Below are 19,403 nucleotides of genomic sequence, written 5' to 3'. Positions count from 1 at the left end.
CAGTAGTGGCGTTCACGGCCCTACAATCCAGCGATCTCAAGGTGCTCGCATTTTGCGGGTGCCGACTTTGTTCCCATCCCTTTTCGATTTGGAGCTCCGCAATGCAAACCTGCCCTTTCCTTTGTCTGTTCGGTTTGACGTTCAGTGTTCTGGCTTACTCTGCCGCGGCCGAAGATGTAAATCGAGATTGGCCCCAGTGGCGTGGTCCAGACGCAAGCGGAGTTGCGGAGGGTTCTGAGCCGCCGACCAAGTGGAGTGAATCGGAGAACATCAAGTGGAAGATCGAAGTTCCTGGTGTCGGCAGTAGCACCCCTATCATTCTTGGCGATCGAGTTTACGTCAGCACGGCGGTGAAGATAGACCGGGTCGCCGACGCGAAAGCGGCCACTGAGGACAAACCGGCCGAAGCAGCACCGGTTGAAGTCGCGCAGGCCGAACAAAGCGACCGAGGTTCGGGGCGACGTGGTGGTGGCCGTGGACGCGGTGGTTTTGGTGGTGGGCCAGCACCAACCAACTTTTACGATTTTATCGTTTTGGCTTACGACCGAGCCACGGGCAAAGAAGTTTGGCGGACGTCGCTAACGCAGCAAGTCCCACACGAAGCTGGACACAACACCAACACCTTTGCATCATCATCACCAGTGACCGACGGCGAGCGACTATACATGTCATTTGGTTCGCGCGGCGTCTTTTGTCTTGACCTCAATGGCAAGCAGCTTTGGGACGTGCACCTAGGGCAGATGAGTACGCGAGCACAGTTTGGCGAAGGCAGCTCACCAGCGATTCATGATGGAACTCTTGTCGTGCCGTGGGATCACGAAGGCGACTCGTTCATCGTTGCCTTGGACGCCAAGACGGGCGATGAAAAGTGGCGTCAATCGCGAGACGAGCAAACGACTTGGTCAACGCCGCTGATCACCGAATACGACGGACGTACCCAAGTCATCACCAACGGTTCCAACCGAGTGCGCAACTACGACCTTGCCACGGGTGAATTGATTTGGGAATGTGGCGGACAGGCTGGCAACCCCATCCCAACGCCAGTTCGTTTTGAAGACAACGTCATCGTGATGACCGGATACCGAGGCTACGCGATCTATTCGATTCCACTGAGTGCCAAAGGTGACATTACTGATTCGGACATCGTCACTTGGATCGAAGACGATGCCGCGCCGTACGTTCCGTCGCCGGTGCTTTATAATGGCCAGCTCTATTTCGTCAAATCGAACAATGGGATCCTGGTTTCGCGAAACGCAAAGACGGGCGATCTTGTTATCGACGAGACTCGCCTGCCCGATGTTTCGTCGGTCTATGCGTCGCCGGTTGCCGCCGCGGGTCACATTTACCTGACCGGCCGCGACGGTACGACGCTGGTTTTCAAGCACGGCAAGACCTTCGACGTGATTGCGACGAACAAACTTGACGATGAGATTGATGCGTCAGCCGCCATTGTCGGAAATGAGATTTTCCTGCGAGGCAAGAATCACTTGTACTGCATCGCCAAATAGTCCACGACTTGCTGCACGAATGTGAAAGTCCTGTGCGTAGTGGACGAAGACTGCTTCGATTCTCTTGGTTGCGGTTCCAAAGGGGGAAACTAAAAAACCTTCGGAACGATGCGTTTTGAATCGTCGACTAGATTTTTCCGTCTAGGCCCATCTGGTAGTACTTGTGGGTGATTTTGTCTTGGTTTTCTAGCAACCAGTCAATCGACGGTTCGTTGTTCATCGCTTTGTGAATCGCCAGCGTCATTGCTTTTCGGTGAATGTCGAACAACGCCTTGTGATCCAAATTGTCATCGTCGATGACACCGGGGTTCAGCCAAACGCTGCAAATGATTCCAAGTTCATTGACGCGGTCCTTCGGCAGGTCACCTGCACGAACTGCATCAAGGACACCGTTGGCAATCGCGGCTTGGACGGTGCCCATCAGAATATTTGTGTAGCGGCTGTTTTTGACTGTCACCTTGCTGACGCAAAGAGTGACTGGACGAACCTGAATGTCCGTGTTCAAAATTGCGAATACCTTCGAGTGCCCCATCGACTGGTCGCCCGTTAATGTCGCCAAAGCGGTACCGACTGGACCGTCCAATTCACCAATCACGACTTCGGGTTCGGCGGCTGTGAATGGTGGGCCGCCGGCGACCAATGCCTCGCCGGTTCTCATGATGATTCGTTCGGACATTCGATGGCACTCTCAAAAAACAAAGGTTCAAGCGGGACATGGCGAATCCGCTGTTGGTAACGGTTTCGCCATAGGGGGAACCGAGTGTATCGCGAATGCGGCGAAGCGTTAACCGTGCCTCCAAGGGTTAACGGCCTTCAGGTTAACTTCAGTGAAAATTGATTTTTTAAACGTGGCTGTCTCAAGGTCGCGACAACCACAGCCCATAGAATCAATTTGGTTATGACGTGCAGATCCAAATGTGTCAGGCAATAACCCATTGGGGTAAGTCCGACAGTTCGAGACCTAATCGCAAGCGTATGAAACGCTAGTCTCGTTTGGGTTTAATTTTTCGTTTCTTTTTGGTTCTGCAAACGCGCATAAAAAAACGCGGCGACTGCTCACACTTCTCAGCGTGAGCAACATTGCCGCGTCCACGTTCACTGGAAGCTACTACTTCTTCTTAGCGACAGCCTTCGGCGCTTGCTTTGCCTTCGGGGCCGATTTTGCGACCACCTTGACGGCAGCAGCTTTCGCGGCTGGCTTCTTTGCGGCTGGCGATTTCGCAGCAGCCTTTACGGCGACTGGCTTGGCAGTTTGAGCGACTGATTTCACAGCAGCCTTTGGCGAAGCTTTCACCTTGGTTGCGGTCGTTACTTTCGGAGCCGCGGTTGCCTTGGCGGTGGTGACCTTTGCTTTGACGCTGGTCGCCTTTACCGTGGCAGCGGAAGGCTTGGCAGCCTTAACCGAAGTGGTCTTGTTGGCCTTTACGTTCGCTACTTTTGTAGCCATCTCGAATCCCTTTGAAACGAATAAAACGCGGGCGAAAGCCCAACGTTGAAATCCATTTAGCAGAAGAAATGAAATTTAAAAATATCAGTTCCTCAGCGATCAAGGAAAAACACGACGGTGTTTGGGTAAAGCAACAAGCAGCCCGCCAATCAATAAGGACCCTGACTTATTTTTGTGCCGGCATTCCTGATGCGCATGGGCTGGGGTGGCAACGACGTTCGGGGTGGCGTTCATATGACATTTGTCGGTCAAAGATGATGGTTGAGTCGCCTCGTCGCAAGAATGTGTGGCGATATCTTACGGTGGGTACGGCGAAACTTGTGTGCGTCGCGGAGCTTTTTAGGCAGTTAAACGCCGGCGGGAATTTGGCCGATTGTCATGTCGCTTGGCATAGCGTCTTGATAGATCAAGTTGTCAACCTACACGACGACGCTAAGCGGATAGGTGTTTCAGAGTGTGGGTTCGCCGCTGGTGAGCGAAAAGATTTAGCTGCCGCGATTGTTTGAGTTTTTCGGGATGCCGTCCTGTGCTTGGAACTGTTGCGTCTCGACATGTTTGTTGTATTCGGCTTTGAAGATCAAGCCGGCGCGCGATGCGACCGACCAACCGATGTCTTCTAGCATGGCGGTGACTACTGCAGTGATCCGCTCGTGTGCCACGCCGCTTTGGACGTCAAGTTGAACTTTGGTGCCTTCACCCCGAGCCGCAAATTCTGGATTGCTTGTGATCGAGTCTAGGAACAGCAGCACGTCGGGGATGGTGCAGTGCACGATCGAGTCTTCGCTCAGATTCGCAATCACCCATATGAACGGTGAGTCATGATCCAAAACGGCAGCAATGTATCGGCCGTCCACTCCTGCTGATTTGCTAAAACCAACAGGAACCCCCAACGCCGAGATCAAGACAATTGTCAACGTATCGCGAACGGGCGGACAACTGCAACTTCTGATTCCAACGACTCGGATGAGGGCTCGTGTGTCGATTCAAACACAACCATCAATCTCATCCGAAATCCGGATGGCTATGGTCCGCATCGCGAGTTGGTTTGATCGGTCACCTCGTCATTTGGTCAGTTCGTCTTTCAGCCCATCCATCTTGCTGGCGTCTGCGCCCAGCGGCGCTTTTGGCCATGGCGTTTCGCCTGGTGCCCACTCGGTGGGCTGGGTGGCGCGGACCGCATCGACGGCTGTGACCAACCAGTCGGGCACATTGGTCTGTTCGTCCAGGCCATAGACGTACGGCAATGGCGGGTCCATCAACAGCGGTTTGTCGCCCAACGGGGGACGTTCGGATGCGGCTTTATCGAGTCGTTGTTTCAGATCTTGGACAACGCCTGGATGTTTGTCGGCGACGTCGGTTTGCTCACCGGGATCTTTCGCAATGTTGTAAAGCACGTCGCCCATCAACTTGAAATCGCCTCGGCGAATCGTTGGCAAACGAACGCTTCCCGTCACGTCATAGATGATTTCTTGACGAGGGCTTTCCTGGCCGGCAAACAACATCGACGTCATGTCGATTCCGTCGATCGGCCGGTCCTGTTGGTGATTGCCGTTTGCCAATGTGATGAAGGTTGGGAAGAAGTCGGCAATGAACATCAATCCCGATTTTGTTGTCCCTGGTTCGGTGTGTCCTGGCCATCGCAGGATCGCGGGCTGTCGCACGCCGCCTTCGTAGGTCGTGTTCTTGGTACCGCGAAACGGTCGGCTCAGTTCTTCGAGCACTGGTCCGTTGTCGTTGCAAAGCACTAGCAACGTGTTGTTTCGAAAGCCGTGCTGGTCGATCGAGCGTTCGATGCGCCCCACTGCGTTATCGAGGCTGCTTAGCATGGCGTCGCGGATTGCCATCGAGTCGTCGGGATCGCCCGAGAAGCCTGGTGGCGGATTCAGTGGACCATGCACTGCGTTAAAGGCGACGTACACAAAGAATGGTCGATCGTCGTTCTTTCGGGCTGCGATCACGCGATCCGCTTCCGCCGCGATCAAGTCCGTCGCGTACCCAGTTTCGTGAATCGGTTGTTGGTTGCGATGCCAATCGTAAACGGCAAAACGAGCCGGTGCGTTGTGGACGATCGTTTTATTGTAGTAGTCGATGCCCCAGGCGTAATGACCGTATTGATGTTCGAACCCCTGTCCCATTGGCAAGTGCCCGGGCAACCATTCGCCAAGGTGCCATTTCCCGATCAGGGACGTGAAGTAACCAGCATCGCGAAGGGCTTCGGCAATCGTTCTTTCTTCGGTATCGAGTGCATGGATGCGGCGTGTTGGTTCGCCGCGATCGTTGTGAGCCAGTGTCAGACCAAGCTTGGCAAGGTAGCTTGGTTTGCCAAAGTCTTCGGTCCGCCAATCGCTCCAGGTGCGAAAGGCGTAGCGTCCGGTCAGCAGCGCGGCACGCGTTGGGGCGCAAACACTGTGAGTGTAGAAATCGCTGAGTCGCATTCCTTCGTCGGCCAGCGCATCCATGTTTGGTGTCAGTGCCGGATTACCGCCGTTGAACCCTGGCTGAGCCCATCCCATGTCATCGGCCATGATGAAGACGATGTTCGGCCGACTTCCCGATTGAGCATGGCCGACTGGCAGGATGCCAAGCTGGATTAACGCCACGACGGCAGCGATGATGAATGGTCGCATAGGGCTTTCACACGCTTTCGCGGGAATCGACGGAATGGGGCAGCGCAAAGGAAGACGACAAAAAGTCAATCTTAATCAAACGGCCGATGCGACTTTGTAAAGTTGATCGCGATTGATGGCACAGCAAGTTTTCGAAATTCGCAGGCGATATTAAGCCTGCGATCCGTACGGGCGTGTGCTGATGACGCCGTCGGTTGGGCTGCTGGCGGTCCCGTAGAGTCGCTTGGGGATTCGCCCAGATAGATAGGCGTCGCGTCCGGCCAGCGTGGCGTACTTCATGGCGCGAGCCATGCGGATCGGGTCGCGAGCATGAGCGATGGCGGTATTGAGCAAGACACCGTCGGCGCCTAGTTCGAACGCTTCGCTGATGTCGCTGGCCGTGCCGACGCCAGCGTCGATGATGACAGGATAGTCCGCGTCGTCTTCTTTTAAGTATTCCAGGATGATCTTCAAGTTATTGACGTTCAGTAGTCCTTGGCCACTGCCGATCGGGCTGCCAGCTGGCATCACGCTGGCTGCGCCGGCGGCTTTCAGTTTTTGCGCCGTCACGGGGCAATCGCTGGTGTAGCACAAGACTTGGAAACCATCGGCTGCCAGTTCGCGGCAAGCGGCTAGGGTTTCCGTTGGATCGGGCAACAGTGTCTTGCTGTCGCCCAGGACTTCCAGTTTGACCCAGTCGGAACCGGGGTTCCCAAGCGAGCGCAGGATTTCGCGTCCTAGCTTTGCGGCACGAATGGCGTCGGCGGCGGTGTAGCAACCAGCCGTATTGGGCAACAGAATGTACCGGTCCAGGTCCAAGAAGTCCAAGATGTTTTGGCCGGTTTTGTCGTACAGTCGCTCACGCCGCACGGCGACGGTGACGCAGTCGGCACCGGACGCGTCGAGTGACGCTCGCATCTGTTCCATCGTGTCGTAACGACCGGTGCCAACGATCATGCGGCTAGCCAACGTGTGCGTTCCGATGGTCAGCGGTCGGTCGTCGGCAATGATTGGATCGGTGGGCAAGTGGAGACGCTGGGTGTTACGGGAGCGGCGGGTGATAGGGTGTCGCGATCGAACGAGGCTGCGCGGCCGTATCCTAGCCGCCGCCGACCAGCGTGACGACTTCGATGTCGTCGCCATCGCTAACCGTGGTGGCGGAGTAGTCTTCGCGAGGCACGACGTCGCCATTGACTTCGACCGCCAAATAATTTGGCGGCACGTCGACTGTTTCAAGCAATTGCTTGACCGACATCGACGTCTGGATTTCGACGGCTGTGCCGTTAACCGTGATAGAGATCAAGTCAGTCGTTCGCTTCGTCAAAGGCTGCGTCAAACGCTCGGTTGGATGGCGAGAAGTCCAGCTTCTTGGTGAACTCGCAGGCTTCGCGAGCACCGAAGGTTCGTTCCATGCCACAGTCTTCCCACTCGATCGACAATGGGCCTTCGTAACCGATGTCATTGAGGGCACGGATGATTTCTTCGAAGTTGACGCCACCACGACCAGGGCTGCGGAAATCCCAGCCTCGACGGTAATCGCCAAAGTTCAAGTGGCTGCTGAGGATACCGCTGCTGCCATCAAGTTTGACGATCGCGTCCTTGATGTGCACGTGATAGATGCGATCGGCAAACGTGCGAATGAATTGGACCGGATCAACGCCCTGCCAGATCAAGTGGCTGGGATCAAAGTTGAAACCGAATTCGGCGCGATGGTCCAGAGCTTCGAGTGCTCGTTGGGCGGTGTAGATATCGAACGCGATTTCAGTCGGGTGAACTTCCAATGCGAACCGCACGCCACACTCGCCAAACACGTCCAGGATCGGATTGAATCGATCCGCCAGCAAGCTGAAACCATCGTCAATCATCGACGGCGGGACAGGCGGGAACGAGTACAGAAGGTGCCAAATGCTGCTGCCGGTGAACCCGTTGACGACGTCAACGCCAAACTTTTGGGCGGCGCGAGCGGTGTTTTTGAGTTCTTCGATTGCCCGCTCGTTGACGCCGGCTGGGTCGCCATCGCCCCAAACGTAAGGCGGCAAAATCGCTTTGTGCCGTTCGTCGATGTTATCCAGAACGGCTTGGCCAACCAAGTGTGCGCTAATCGCATGGCACTGCAACCCAGCGTCGTCAAGCAGTTTGCGATGGTTGTCGCAGTAATCGTCTTCGGCCAGCGCGCGATCGACTTCGAAGTGGTCACCCCAACAAGCCAGTTCAATTCCGTCGTAACCAAAGCCGGCGGTCATGCGGGCCATTTCTTCGATCGGCAGGTCTGCCCATTGGCCGGTGAAAAGAGTGACGGGACGAGGCATCGAGGTCTCCGAGGAAAAGCCATGGCAAGAAGTGAGGGACCACTGAGAATAATTCAGAGATCACGAGGGCTGCTATTTTGGCTTTCCGACAGTCATCATGCAACGACCCGGACAAAATGTGCCTCAATGCCGGGCGATTGGCCGTCGATTTGTGGTTTTCTTGGGGCAGGGACGGCCGTGTTGTTGAATTCGGAGCCGATCAAGCTCACTCGCCAAACGCCATTCGGCGGGCCTGGGACTGAAGTTCGGTACGAAGTCGTTCGGCCGAGCGTTTTTGTTCGGCGAGTTCGGTGACGGCGTCCTGCTGAACCATCCGAAACTGGCGTTCGCGGTGATCTTGGACTGACGCACGCACGTTTAATTGGGCCTCGCGAGCGTCAAGATCCGCTGCCCAAGCCTGTAAACGGTCGATCAGGTCGGTCGCCTGCAGTTTTAGCCATTCTTGATTCGCGTCGGATTGTTCGAAATCGATGGGTTGCGGGGCCGCCGAGCCCGATCCAGCCAATTTGAGGCGATCAGGCCGGTCGACGCGAAAAGTCCGCCCGGGTGCGGAGGCGTCTGATTTTTCGCCGTCGGGAGTCGGATTTTCCGTCGAGGTTCGTGCACGCACGACCGATCGTCGTCGCGGCAGCGACGGCGAGGATGTTCCGAGCGACGCCGGATCGATGCGGTACGAAGGTTGGCTGGACATGATTGCATGAGGGGAGATCAAGGGTGCCGAAACGCCGAAGATCGCCAGAATCAACCGGAAAACTCGAGACTTCTACTTCTCGTTCCATCGACCAGCGATCCCGGGGCACTGCATTGAAGTCCGGTCCTGGCTAGGATTGAGGGTGAGGAGGAGCACGTTTGCAGCGAGGGCACGGCTTTTGCGGGTGTCTTTGTGGATGTCACTGCGACCAGCGATTTTCTTCGCAAGTCGGTTGGGCGAGTCCTGTGGCACGATTGCCAAGCCGACCAACCATTCCAACCGTGTTTGTCTTCCCGAACCCTTTCCCTTCTACGGATTCCAAGTGATGCGATCGCATTCTCTTTCCCTGAACTATTTGATTTTGTCATCCACAAAGTTGTCAGCCATGTTGTTGACGGGCATTTTGATCTGCTCGGTGGACACCTCCGCAGCGCCTGCGCAGGAAGCTTTAGCGACAACACCTGCAAAATCAACGAGCTCGGAAATCGAAACCGCAGCCAGTCGTGGAATCGAGTTTCTCAAGGCGCGTGGTCAGGCTGACGACGGATCGTTTAGCGGCGAGACCGGCGCGGCGGTAACGTCGCTTTGTGTGCGCGCGATTCTGGAGCACCGTCCAGCCGCGATTAACGATCCGGCTGTCAAAAAAGCGATCTCGTACATCGAGAGTAAGTTCCAAGGCGACGGCGGCATTTATGCAACCGGTTCGCGGTGGAAAAACTATGAAACGTCGGTCGCCGTGATGGCGCTAATGAAGGCGAACCAGGACGGCAAGTACGACAGCATGCTGAAGAAAGCCGAACTGTTTCTAAAGGACATCCAGTGGGACGAAGGCGAAGGCATCAAACCGTCGGATACCGCGTACGGCGGCGCGGGTTACGGCAGCCATTCGCGTCCGGACTTGTCCAACACATCGTTCTTGGTCGAGGCGCTGCATGAATTGGGCAACGAAGCCGATGACGAAGCGATCCAGAAGGCATTGAAGTTTGTCATTCGAGCTCAAAACTTGGCCGGCCACGGTAACGACACCGAACATGCGGACGACGTTGGCGATGGTGGCTTTTATTACACTCCTGCCGCAGGTGGCGAAAGCCAAGCCGGCAAAGACGACGGCGGTGGGCTGCGAAGCTACGCCTCGATGACCTATGCGGGACTGAAAAGCATGATCTATGCGGGGTTGTCCAAGGATGATCCACGAGTGGTTGCGGCCATGGATTTTATTGGCAAGAACTATTCGCTTGAATCAAACCCAGGCATGGGGGCCGCCGGTCTGTTCTATTATTACCACACGTTCGGCAAGGCCCTGCAAGCGGCGAGCATCACCACGATCGATGACGCATCGGGCACGCCGCACGTATGGCGAGACGAGTTGGTTCGTACCTTGGTGTCCGAGCAACAAGCCGACGGTTCGTGGGTCAATGGGGAAAATGATCGCTGGATGGAAGGCGATCGAAACTTGGTGACGGCGTACGCACTGTTAGCACTCGCTTATGCCGGTGAGTAATCAAAGACCATGACTCGTCATGGTCAACAAATCTAAACGCAGATGGGAATAAGCGGATGAACCAAAGCTCGATGAAATCATCAGTCGTCGTTGTGGCCATTTTGGCAGCCTTGTTTTGGGCCCCCGAAAATCAGGCTTACTGCGAAGATGCCGTATCCGACGTCGATGGCGCCTGGGTGACATCGATGGCTAGGGTTGGTGATAGCGACAAGTTTGTCGCGTCGACGGCCAGCGGACTTCTGCTGCGCCCGGCTGATGTGGTTTCATTCGAAGCATCGGATCCGGCCGTTCTAATGACGCTTTATTCTCATCCCGCTGCAGTTTGGCGAGTCGTTGCGACCGGCGATGGACAAACTGTCGCTAGCGTTGATTATCGCGGCAATTTGATGACGTTTAATACCGAAGGCGGCGAAGCGAAGACATTTGAAAAAGCGTTCGAGCGATGGTGCCAAGCATTGGTGTTGATGCCGGACCAAAAATCAGTGATCGCTGGTAACGAAGGCGGCAAAGTCTTCCTATGGAATTTGGCCGATGCGAAGGTCGCAAAGTCAGTTGAACTTGATGGTCATGCCGTCACCGGATTGGCGGTGTCGCCGGACGGTGCGATGGCTGCGGCGTGCGATGGCGGCGGTCATGTGCATTTGCTGAAATTGCCAGAACTGGAAGCGGTTGGAAAGATCGAGTTTGGAACCGAACCGGCTTGGTGCGTTGCGATGATCGACGACGGCAAAAAGTTGGTCGTCGGAAGCGGCGATCGCAATCTGTACCAGTGCGAAGCTGTGGCCGACGCGAAGTCCGAAGTGATCGCCAAGGGGACTGACTGGATCACGCAAATTGCTGTTTCACCGGCCGGGCAAATCGCGGCATCCGAAGTCGGTGGTCGACTGCACTTTCCGGCCAGCGATTCGATGGACGCGCCCAGCGGCGTTTGGTCGTTGGCTTGGAATGGTGACGGTCAGTTGCTCGTCGGGACTCGCAAGAGTGGCGTGGTCGCGGCCGGCCGGTCCTGGAGCTGGTCAAAACCAAAGCCGAAACCAGCCGCTGCACCCGAGACGACTAAGCCGGCCGGGTCGCAAGAAGGCAAGGTAGACGACGAAACGCCTCCACAAGACGGTTCCACTGATGAGTGAGCCGCTAAATGAGCCAGGCGAGGCTGACGCTGGCAAATCGACTTCATCACAAACCGCAACGGCGATCGCATCGGGGCCACCCGAGTACGTGGTCCGCTGCGGGTCGATGCGGACGCTTGGCGTGATGACGTCCAAGCAAAGCTATCGGTACGGTGACGAAGTGATTGTCCGCACTGATCGGGGGACGGAGATCGGAACGGTTCTGTGTGAAGCAACGCCGACAGCGCTCGATTCGATGAACGAGCCAACGATGGGCCGCATCGTCCGGGCGATGTCCGACGACGACCGATCCCAGTGGCGACATCTTGAATCGAAAACAAGTGACGACTTGGATGCCGCCAACCGCTGCGTTGAATCGCTTCGTTTGAAGATGGAATTGGTCGACGTTGAACGCATTCTTGGCGGCGAACGTTTGGTGATTTACTTCTTGGCCGACGAACGCGTTGACTTTCGCGAACTCGTTCGCAAACTTGCCAAAGAGTTTCAAACACGAATCGAGATGCGCCAAATCGGTGTTCGCGACGAAGCAAAGTTGTTGGCCGATTACGGCGATTGCGGCCAACCGATCTGCTGTGCAACGTTTCTCAGCAAGATGCCGCCAGTGTCGATGAAGATGGCCAAGTTGCAAAAGGCGACGCTGGATCCATCGAAGATCTCGGGTCGTTGCGGCCGGCTGAAGTGCTGCTTGCGTTACGAATACGACACGTACGAGGCACTGGCCAAGGAACTGCCGCCACCCGGCAGCGTCGTGTTGACTCGAGAAGGCAGCGTGACGGTCATTGCTCAGGATATTTTGTCGGGGCAGTTGACCGTCAAAACAGACGACCATCGCCGAGTCTTGATCCAGTCGGACGACGTCATCAGCATCGTCAGCCGTGGTGAAGAACTGGGAAAACCCCGGCGCAGCCGAACCCGCAAGCCTCGGGATCCTGATTCGGGAACCAAGTAGTCGGCGCTCGATCGAGCAACTTGCGCAGCGAAACTAGGTTAAGTTATCGGTGCCCGGTATTCCCAGAAAACCGATTCCCATTAACAATCTTGCCTCGGCCAGTGGTTTGTCCCCCAACTCGATGTTCCCAGATGAGTTTGAAATGAAGTCTCCGTTGCAAGCAATGCGAGATCTGTTGGCCGAGGACACGCGTTACAAGATCGAAGCGTATCAATTTATCCGTGAATCGCTGCAGTTCGCTCACGAAAATATGCCCGAAGCGACGGATGTCTTGCACGGCGAATTCGGGGATGATGATCTAGAAACCGATGAACAAGTTGCCGCCCGGCACGTCACTGGACAGCAACTGTGCGAATCGTGCCGGCAATATGCGCTGCAGCAGTACGGGTACTTGGCCAAAATGGTCCTTGCCAATTGGGGCATCCATCGCACCGGTGACTTCGGTGATTTGGTTTACAATCTGATTCGTATCGAGCAGATGCGAAAAAGTGAAACTGACCGCCGCGAGGATTTCGATGATGTCTATAGCTTTGAAGATGCGTTCGAACCCGAGTTTGAATTCATTCCCAAAGACGAAGATTAGGTTTGCCGTAGGGATCGCCTTGGCCCTGTGTTTGTGTGCCAGGACGGTTGCGCAAAAAACAGCGGTTGCGCAAAAAACAGCGGTTGCGCAAAAAACAGCGGTTGCGCAAGAAACAGCGGTTGCACAAGAAGCGGCGATCGAACCTGCGCCGGCGGATGTCGGCACTGTGCCGGTTGCATCGAAGCCTGTTGGTTCAAAGTCAGCCGATTTGAAACCAACTGATTCGAAACCAATCGAAGAAGCTCGCAATGACTATCTAGGCCGGACGCTGGCCAAACCGATGTCGCACCTGGGCGCGTCCTGGTTGATTCGCCCCGAGCGTGATGAAGAAGAGAGCACGTCGGAATCGTTTATTCAATTGAAACTTGCGCCCGGCATGACTGTCTGCGACTTGGGTTGCGGTAACGGCTACTGGACTCTGCCGATGGCTCGCGCGGTTGGCAAAGATGGCAAAGTGCTTGCCGTCGACATCCAACGCGAAATGTTGCACAAGCTTCGTGAACGATCCGGTCGTTTGAAGTTGCCGCAAATCAAACCGGTCCTTGGCGAGATCGATGATCCCAAGTTGCCAACCGGTGAAGTGGACTTGTTGTTGATGGTCGATGTCTATCACGAGTTTTCGCATCCGGAATCCATGCTGTGGGGCATCCGCCGATCACTTGCGCCGGAAGGCGTGGTGGCGCTGCTTGAGTACCGAGAGGAAGATCCCGCCGTGCCGATCAAGCCGCTGCACAAGATGTCAAAGTCGCAAATCATCAAAGAATACGAAGCAAACGGGCTGAAGCTTGTACGCGAGTACAACGATCTTCCCTGGCAACATCTGATGTTCTTCGCACGTGACGATAGTCCGCTCGAACAGATCGAGCCCGTGGCCTTCAAGTGATCTTATTCAGTTCACCAAAATCCCCTCTTCGCTGACCTCACCAACCGAACGGAAACTCATGAATCCTGTTGTCCGCGTCCAGCTTTCCATCATGATGTTTCTGGAGTTCTTTGTTTGGGGAGCCTGGTACGTCACCGCACCTAACTTTTTGCAAACGATCGGCTTTGATGCCGGTGATATCGGCAATACGTATTCGGTTGGTCCGATCGCTGGTTTGTTGACGCCGCTGTTGGTTGGATTGATTGCCGACCGCTTTTTCAGTGCTCAGAAAGTGCTAGCGATTTTGCACCTGCTTGGTGGCGGGATTTTGTTTGCTGCTGTCTCCGTGATGAAGGGTGAATCGCCATCGCCGTCCGTGCTGAACTGGGGATTTTTTCTTGGTTACATGCTGACTTATTATCCCACGTTGGCGCTGACCAACACGATCGCTATGAAGAACATGTCGGATCCGGAAACTGAATTTCCTGGCATACGAGTATTGGGAACGATCGGCTGGATCGCGGCCGGTTTTGCTTTGACTTTCACGGGTTTTGAAACCAACGCGGGAATGTTTTACATGGCCGCAGGCGCAGCGATCTTGCTAGGCGTGTTCAGTTTCTTTTTGCCTGATACGCCACCGGTCAAGTCCGACGAAAAGGTTAGCATTCGCCAACTCTTTGGACTTGATGCGTTGGTATTGCTCAAAGACCGCTCGTACGCCGTGTTCGTGATTTCATCGATTCTGATTTGCATCCCTTTGGCTTTCTATTACCAAATCGCCAGCCGCGTCGTCGAGTTGGTTCAGTTGCCGATTGCGTTCACGATGTCATTTGGCCAGTGGTTCGAAATCCCGTTCCTGTTGGTTGTACCGTTCTTCTTCAAACGCTTGGGCGTGAAGTGGATGCTGGCGATCGGCATGTTGGCTTGGGTGCTTCGTTACACTCTGTTCGCGTTTGGTGCATCGGACGAAATTCGCTGGATGATTATTGGCGGGATCGTTTTGCACGGCATCTGTTACGACTTCTTTTTCGTCACGGGCCAGATCTACACCGACAAAAAGGCTCCGCCGGCGATGCGTGCTCAAGCCCAGGGATTGTTGGTCATGTTGACGCTCGGTCTCGGCATGATGATCGGTGCTCAGGTTGCCGGGCAAGTCGAAGGCCAGCACACGACCGAACAAGCAAAGCAATTCAACGAACAAGTCGTCGAGAAGACCAAGGCGATCGAGTCGGCCACTCAGGCCGGTGCGAGTCCCGATTCAATTGCCGCAATGGTCGCCGAAAAGGACGAACTGCGGCACTCGGAATTGGCATCGATCGAATGGAAAGAGCTGTGGATGAAACCTGCCTTCTTCGCGCTTGCTGTGTTGGTTGGATTTGTGCTGTTGTTCCGTGATCATGGCAAAGATCATGGAAAACCGTCCGGCACGACTGCGGCGATGTTGTTGTTTCTGGGCTCCTTAGCCTGCACCACGAATTCCTCGGCAGCCGACATTTCTGCGACTGACTGGCCCGCTTGGCGCGGTGCGAATCACGACGGCATCGTGACGACGGCGACCGGTGTGCCGACGACTTGGTCCGATACCGAAAACGTGCGATGGAAGTCACCGATCAAAGGACGCGGTCACGGATCGCCAATGGTGTTGGGCGATCGAGTTTATGTGCCGACCGCGCTAGCGGATTCTCAGCAACAGCTTGTGCTTTGCTTTGACCGAAATACGGGCCAGCAGGTTTGGCAAGCGATCGTTCACGAAGGCGGTTTTGCCAGTAAGAGTGGCCGCAAAGCAAACGACAAAGCCTCGATGGCTTCTTCATCGGTCGCGACCGATGGCACGCGTCTGTTTATCAATTTCTTGAATGACAACGCTGTTTGGACGTCCGCGTTATCGCTGGATGGAGAACTGCTTTGGAAGTCAAAGGTATCCGACTACGAAGTCCATCAAGGTTACGGTAGCTCGCCGGTGATCTATCGATCGATGGTGATCGCATCGGCTGACAACAAAGGCGGCGGTGCGGTCGTGGCGATGAACCGCGAAAACGGAAGTATGCTTTGGAAACATGATCGTCCTGCCAAACCCAACTACGCATCGCCATCGATTGTCCAAATCGATGGTGAAGACCAATTGATCATGACGGGCTGTGACATTGTCGAAAGCTTGGATCCGATGACCGGAAAAGTTCTCTGGAAGGTCGATGGCGCAACCACCGAGTGCGTTTCATCGACACCGACCGACGGTCGATTGGTGTTCAGCAGCGGTGGCTATCCCCGAAATCATTTGGCCGCCTATGACGCGACCGATTCGGGGAAACTGGTTTGGGACCAAAATTTGCGAATCTATGTTCCTTCGTTTGTGCTGCGCGACGGTTATTTGTATGCCGTGCTCGACGAAGGAATCGCGGTCTGCATTCGGGCAGCCGACGGTGAGACGGTGTGGAAGAAGCGACTCGGCGGCACGTTCAGCGGTTCGTTGGTTCTCGTCGGCGACCGAATCTACGGTACCAATGAAGACGGCGAGACGCATGTTTTCGAAGCCAACTCCGACGGATTCAAAAAGGTCAGCGTCAATAAACTAGGCACCAGCGTCTTTGCAACGCCAACGTTTAGCGGCAAGCAGATCTTCCTTCGAATGGCCGAGTATCAAAACGATCAGCGCCAGGAATATCTTGTCTGCATCGAGTAAGTCGGCTGGTTGGCTCTTTTGTCCCAGCGAGACAGTTGATTTGCGTCATCACTAAATGCAGCAAGCGGCTGGTGAGAACACTGGCCGCTTGTTGGCATGAACGATTCAGACTTGGGCGCTACAGGGTTAGTTGCCGTCGCCAACGTCTGATTCTGATTTTGAAAGGTTGTCTTACTCGACAGCGTTTTTGACAGCATCGGCAGCTTCGCCGATCTTTTCTTCGGCGGCATCGACGCCATCACCGACGACTTCTTCTGCTTTATCCTTTGCTTGACCGATTGCTTCGGTGGTTGAGTCGACAGCAGCGTCAACTGCTTCGCCGGCACTGTCGGCTGCTTCGCTGGCGGTGTCGGCAACGTCGCTTGCGCCCTTACTGATTTCATCAGTGGCTGCTTCGCAACCGACCAACGACAACACGAACGTCAACAAAGCAACGCTGAAAATACCTGACTTCATCACAAAACCTCTTCCAACTATTCAAACGATTGATCGAATCAAGCGGACGCAATCCATCGCCCCGCGTGCCGCCCAACTTGGGTAGCAGATGTTCATTATGGGTCGTCGCCCCCCCTTTCCTAGTGGACTGCCCGCGAATTGTGATGATTTTGCGATCAGGATGGTCGTTGTTCCAGCAATTGCCGGGCTGATAAATCGTGATTCATTGACTTGAAAGTTGGCCGCCAACGTTCGATCGAGGATTGAATCGTGTCGCTGCCAAGATCATTAAAGAATTCAGACCAAGCTTGGTGGGGTGAGAATCCAAGTCCACCTCGCATCGCGACGTCGAACGATTCAAACAATGAAACGGTGCCCTCGTCGTGGGCAATTGCCGCTTCGATTCGCATCGGAATCGATAGGAGCTCGACTAGATCAAGATCGGTTAGTTCCGCGATGGGCCGAAAATAACTCTCGGCAAGTTTTATGGTCTCCGGCGCTAGATCCTGGGAACGTTGGCCGTTCGTGTAATCGTAGAACCCTGCGCCGACCGACTTGCCTAGTCGTCCAGTCTTGATCATTTTTCCTAGCATGGGTGCTGGAGCGATCCGATTGGGAAACGATTGCCAGTACACGCGGCCAGCATCAAACGTTGTGCGAGTTCCGATGGTGTCAATCAATTCGAGTGGCGACATCGGCATTCCATACGCGATCGCCGCACGCTCGATCCGGTCGGCGGCAACACCATGGCACAGCAGCAGCATCGCTTGGTTCAAATACGGTGATAACAACCGATTGACGATAAAACCGGGGCTGTCTTTGACCACCAGCGGTTCTTTTCCGAGACGCAGGACATGTTGGTTGCAGGCTTGGATGGTTGCTTCGCTGGTGCGTTCGCCGCGAACAATTTCAACAGCCGGTCGCTGTTCGACCGGCATGAAGAAGTGCATCCCTGCAAATCGGCTAGCGCATTGAAGCGACGACGCGATCGTCGTGATCCGCAGCGTTGATGTGTTGCTGCAGAAAACCGTTTCATCAGCAAAGACTTGCGCCGCTTCGGCAAAGAACTTTTGTTTGACGTCCAATCGCTCGGCAATGGATTCGATTAAAATTGTCGGTCGCGGCTCGCTGTCTCTACCATGTCGAATTGGAACGGTGGTCAACGACTCGCTGATTTGAGCTGGTGGCATGACCTGCCAGTCGTCGCTTAGGTCTAGTGAATCGATCGCGAGCTCGATCGCAGATGGATTCATGTCGACCAGATGGACCGATATCCGGGCGTCGATGTGGGCGCGTAAGATCGATCGTCCGACGACACCGGCACCTACGAGAATGGTTCCGGCCAAACTCACTTCGGCAGCCTACCGAAAAAATCTAGGAAGTTCTTCCAATCCACATGGGTCAATCCGTGGCCACCGGAACCGATGTGATAGCCCGTTTGGCCCACGATGACGGGGTGATCCAGCGGTGGCGGGTAGGCGGAGTTGGTCAAATCAGAGTCTGCGATGACTTCATCGCCGATCGATCGTTTGCCAAGCAATTGATACACCGGTGCGGATAGCACGAGCGATAAATATTCGCCTCGCGGGTCAGCCCACAAGTCTTCGTCAGCGCTGGCTACATAGACGGGACGCGGAGCGATCAGCGAAAATAATTCGTGTTGATCGATCGGCAATTCGTTTTCTCGGCCAGCATACTTTGCAAAATTGGGACTGAACCAATGCGGAAATGCGGACGTGATTCGATCGACGGTTTCACCAAAGGCTCGACGCGATAGGGCAGCGCCGCCGCATCCGGAATGGTTGCTGTACGCGACCGCAAATCGAGGGTCTTCGGCAGCCGCCCACAGCGAAGTTTTTCCGCCCCGAGAATGGCCGACGACAGCAACTCGCGACGAGTCAATTTCCGGCAGTCGTTCGAGGTAGTCCAGCACACGACTGGCAGCAAATCCCCAAGCCGACAGACTTCGCCAAGCGTCGTCGGCCAGTGGTTTACCCTGAGCGAAGAATCCGCGAATGCCATCGGCAAAACCGTCCGCGCGATCGGGATCGACATCGGATGTAAAGAACGCGGCCGCCGCGTATCCACGATCGATCAGGTCTTTGACCGGGAAAAACGAATCGTACTTGCTGTTCACTTCATCAACCGATGGAAACGATCGGTTGTTGATGAGAATGACCGCAGGCAGGTCATTACCGGCATTGGTCGGAGTGAACAACACAAAGGGGAACGAAAACGTGTGGTCATCGATTTGCAGCGTGGCCGTGATTGTTTTCCCGATTGCGGTGCCATCCAGGATGGTTGCTTCGGAAACTGTCGCGAAAGAAAGCGAATACTGTGTGTCGGGGCGCTGGCCGTAAACGAGTTTCCGGAACGAATCGAGCAGTTCAGGTCGGCGCTGGTCGAACCATTGGTCGGCAGAGGTGACTGGATCGCCATTTTGCATCACCAGCGGATCGGGAATTGAATACTTGGGCACCTTCGATTCGTCGTAATTGAATTCCGATCGCTTTTGGGAAAGCTTGGCCACGATCGCCGGATCGGCACGCCATGCTTTTGCCGCCGTGCCGGTCGATTGAGCGTTTGCTGGACCTGGCGAAGTCATCGCCGTCAAAATCATCCCGATCAAGATCACAGAAACGGCAGAGGGAGGTATGGTCATCGCGAAGATCCTGGATCAATGAGGCAAACGGAGACAAAGA

19 protein-coding genes are annotated in these 19,403 nt (G+C 55.1%); 8 read left to right on the top strand and 11 right to left on the bottom strand.

The window, feature by feature from the left end:
* Nucleotides 1–101: 101 nt before the first annotated feature.
* The gene (locus Poly59_RS12170) at nt 102–1,508 is read left to right on the top strand and encodes a PQQ-binding-like beta-propeller repeat protein (RefSeq protein WP_146534271.1); all 1,407 of its coding nucleotides are present in this window, start codon (nt 102–104) and stop codon (nt 1,506–1,508) included.
* A gap of 127 nt (nt 1,509–1,635) precedes the next feature.
* Here the strand turns inward: Poly59_RS12170 and fae are convergent, their stop codons facing one another.
* Both fae and Poly59_RS12160 read right to left on the bottom strand, forming a co-directional pair.
* Nucleotides 1,636–2,184, bottom strand: a complete 549-nt coding sequence (gene fae / locus Poly59_RS12165; protein ID WP_146534270.1) for a formaldehyde-activating enzyme — start codon at nt 2,182–2,184, stop codon at nt 1,636–1,638.
* 432 nt (nt 2,185–2,616) lie between these two features.
* Complete coding sequence (locus Poly59_RS12160) at nt 2,617–2,955, bottom strand: hypothetical protein (protein ID WP_146534269.1); 339 nt, start codon at nt 2,953–2,955, stop codon at nt 2,617–2,619.
* An 11-nt stretch (nt 2,956–2,966) separates the two neighbouring features.
* Between Poly59_RS12160 and Poly59_RS12155 the strand changes: the two genes are divergently transcribed.
* Complete coding sequence (locus Poly59_RS12155) at nt 2,967–3,461, top strand: hypothetical protein (protein WP_146534268.1); 495 nt, start codon at nt 2,967–2,969, stop codon at nt 3,459–3,461.
* Here the strand turns inward: Poly59_RS12155 and Poly59_RS12150 are convergent.
* The 6 genes from Poly59_RS12150 to Poly59_RS12125 form a co-directional block, all read right to left on the bottom strand.
* Nucleotides 3,441–3,869, bottom strand: coding sequence for a hypothetical protein (locus Poly59_RS12150; RefSeq protein WP_186776194.1), 429 nt, complete (start codon nt 3,867–3,869; stop codon nt 3,441–3,443). The two genes, Poly59_RS12155 and Poly59_RS12150, sit on opposite strands and share 21 nt — an antisense overlap.
* A gap of 147 nt (nt 3,870–4,016) precedes the next feature.
* On the bottom strand, nt 4,017–5,582 hold the full coding sequence (locus Poly59_RS12145; RefSeq protein WP_146534266.1) for an arylsulfatase B: 1,566 nt from the start codon (nt 5,580–5,582) through the stop codon (nt 4,017–4,019).
* 150 nt (nt 5,583–5,732) lie between these two features.
* Entirely contained in the window at nt 5,733–6,587 is an 855-nt protein-coding gene (locus tag Poly59_RS12140; protein ID WP_261343487.1) for a thiazole synthase, read from the bottom strand.
* 73 nt (nt 6,588–6,660) lie between these two features.
* Nucleotides 6,661–6,864, bottom strand: a complete 204-nt coding sequence (gene thiS / locus Poly59_RS12135; RefSeq protein ID WP_146534264.1) for a sulfur carrier protein ThiS — start codon at nt 6,862–6,864, stop codon at nt 6,661–6,663.
* Between the two features lies 1 nt (nt 6,865).
* Nucleotides 6,866–7,870 carry a sugar phosphate isomerase/epimerase family protein gene (locus tag Poly59_RS12130; protein ID WP_146534263.1) on the bottom strand — a complete coding sequence of 335 codons (1,005 nt, stop codon included), beginning with the start codon at nt 7,868–7,870 and terminating at the stop codon, nt 6,866–6,868.
* A 205-nt stretch (nt 7,871–8,075) separates the two neighbouring features.
* Nucleotides 8,076–8,561 carry a hypothetical protein gene (locus Poly59_RS12125; protein ID WP_146534262.1) on the bottom strand — a complete coding sequence of 162 codons (486 nt, stop codon included), beginning with the start codon at nt 8,559–8,561 and terminating at the stop codon, nt 8,076–8,078.
* A 325-nt stretch (nt 8,562–8,886) separates the two neighbouring features.
* On the opposite strand from Poly59_RS12125, the gene Poly59_RS12120 reads away from it, so the two are divergent.
* From Poly59_RS12120 to Poly59_RS12095, 6 genes are all read left to right on the top strand, one after another.
* On the top strand, nt 8,887–10,062 hold the full coding sequence (locus Poly59_RS12120) for a prenyltransferase/squalene oxidase repeat-containing protein (RefSeq protein ID WP_390621467.1): 1,176 nt from the start codon (nt 8,887–8,889) through the stop codon (nt 10,060–10,062).
* Nucleotides 10,063–10,133: 71 nt separating this feature from the next.
* Nucleotides 10,134–11,192 carry a WD40 repeat domain-containing protein gene (locus Poly59_RS12115; RefSeq protein ID WP_186776193.1) on the top strand — a complete coding sequence of 353 codons (1,059 nt, stop codon included), beginning with the start codon at nt 10,134–10,136 and terminating at the stop codon, nt 11,190–11,192.
* The gene (locus Poly59_RS12110; RefSeq protein ID WP_315852581.1) at nt 11,185–12,141 is read left to right on the top strand and encodes a PSP1 domain-containing protein; all 957 of its coding nucleotides are present in this window, start codon (nt 11,185–11,187) and stop codon (nt 12,139–12,141) included. The genes Poly59_RS12115 and Poly59_RS12110 overlap by 8 nt, the downstream gene beginning before the upstream one ends.
* A 142-nt stretch (nt 12,142–12,283) precedes the next feature.
* Nucleotides 12,284–12,724 carry a Minf_1886 family protein gene (locus Poly59_RS12105; protein WP_146534260.1) on the top strand — a complete coding sequence of 147 codons (441 nt, stop codon included), beginning with the start codon at nt 12,284–12,286 and terminating at the stop codon, nt 12,722–12,724.
* A gap of 166 nt (nt 12,725–12,890) precedes the next feature.
* Nucleotides 12,891–13,607: a class I SAM-dependent methyltransferase gene (locus Poly59_RS12100; RefSeq protein ID WP_246151611.1), complete on the top strand. Its 717-nt coding sequence runs from the start codon at nt 12,891–12,893 to the stop codon at nt 13,605–13,607.
* A 58-nt stretch (nt 13,608–13,665) separates the two neighbouring features.
* Nucleotides 13,666–16,266, top strand: a complete 2,601-nt coding sequence (locus Poly59_RS12095) for an MFS transporter (RefSeq protein WP_146534258.1) — start codon at nt 13,666–13,668, stop codon at nt 16,264–16,266.
* Nucleotides 16,267–16,437: 171 nt separating this feature from the next.
* On the opposite strand, the gene Poly59_RS12090 is transcribed toward Poly59_RS12095, so the two are convergent.
* From Poly59_RS12090 to Poly59_RS12080, 3 genes are all read right to left on the bottom strand, one after another.
* Nucleotides 16,438–16,722 (bottom strand): hypothetical protein, encoded by a 285-nt coding sequence (locus tag Poly59_RS12090; RefSeq protein ID WP_146534257.1) that lies wholly within the window; start codon nt 16,720–16,722, stop codon nt 16,438–16,440.
* Between the two features lie 155 nt (nt 16,723–16,877).
* On the bottom strand, nt 16,878–18,053 hold the full coding sequence (locus Poly59_RS12085; RefSeq protein ID WP_146534256.1) for a 3-hydroxyacyl-CoA dehydrogenase family protein: 1,176 nt from the start codon (nt 18,051–18,053) through the stop codon (nt 16,878–16,880).
* A complete protein-coding gene (locus Poly59_RS12080) occupies nt 18,050–19,363 on the bottom strand; it encodes a dienelactone hydrolase family protein (RefSeq protein WP_146534255.1) in 1,314 nt (437 codons plus the stop codon). Before Poly59_RS12080 ends, Poly59_RS12085 begins: the two co-directional genes overlap by 4 nt.
* Nucleotides 19,364–19,403 lie beyond the last annotated feature (40 nt).

This window comes from Rubripirellula reticaptiva (genome assembly GCF_007860175.1).
In the GTDB taxonomy this organism is placed as follows: Bacteria; Planctomycetota; Planctomycetia; order Pirellulales; family Pirellulaceae; genus Rubripirellula; species Rubripirellula reticaptiva.
The sequence above is the reverse complement of the archived record's forward strand: the minus strand, read 5'-3'. Positions and strand labels throughout refer to the sequence as shown.

Excerpts from the sequence above, each read along its gene's own strand:
- Poly59_RS12160 (WP_146534269.1), bottom strand. The coding sequence starts at position 2,955 with ATGGCTACAAAAGTAGCGAACGTAAAGGCCAACAAGACCACTTCGGTT.
- Poly59_RS12120 (WP_390621467.1), top strand. The coding sequence starts at position 8,887 with ATGCGATCGCATTCTCTTTCCCTGAACTATTTGATTTTGTCATCCACA.
- Poly59_RS12105 (WP_146534260.1), top strand. The coding sequence starts at position 12,284 with ATGAAGTCTCCGTTGCAAGCAATGCGAGATCTGTTGGCCGAGGACACG.
- Poly59_RS12115 (WP_186776193.1), top strand. The coding sequence starts at position 10,134 with ATGAAATCATCAGTCGTCGTTGTGGCCATTTTGGCAGCCTTGTTTTGG.
- fae (WP_146534270.1), bottom strand. The coding sequence starts at position 2,184 with ATGTCCGAACGAATCATCATGAGAACCGGCGAGGCATTGGTCGCCGGC.
- Poly59_RS12170 (WP_146534271.1), top strand. The coding sequence starts at position 102 with ATGCAAACCTGCCCTTTCCTTTGTCTGTTCGGTTTGACGTTCAGTGTT.
- Poly59_RS12090 (WP_146534257.1), bottom strand. The coding sequence starts at position 16,722 with ATGAAGTCAGGTATTTTCAGCGTTGCTTTGTTGACGTTCGTGTTGTCG.
- Poly59_RS12130 (WP_146534263.1), bottom strand. The coding sequence starts at position 7,870 with ATGCCTCGTCCCGTCACTCTTTTCACCGGCCAATGGGCAGACCTGCCG.
- Poly59_RS12125 (WP_146534262.1), bottom strand. The coding sequence starts at position 8,561 with ATGTCCAGCCAACCTTCGTACCGCATCGATCCGGCGTCGCTCGGAACA.
- Poly59_RS12145 (WP_146534266.1), bottom strand. The coding sequence starts at position 5,582 with ATGCGACCATTCATCATCGCTGCCGTCGTGGCGTTAATCCAGCTTGGC.
- Poly59_RS12110 (WP_315852581.1), top strand. The coding sequence starts at position 11,185 with ATGAGTGAGCCGCTAAATGAGCCAGGCGAGGCTGACGCTGGCAAATCG.
- Poly59_RS12080 (WP_146534255.1), bottom strand. The coding sequence starts at position 19,363 with ATGACCATACCTCCCTCTGCCGTTTCTGTGATCTTGATCGGGATGATT.
- Poly59_RS12095 (WP_146534258.1), top strand. The coding sequence starts at position 13,666 with ATGAATCCTGTTGTCCGCGTCCAGCTTTCCATCATGATGTTTCTGGAG.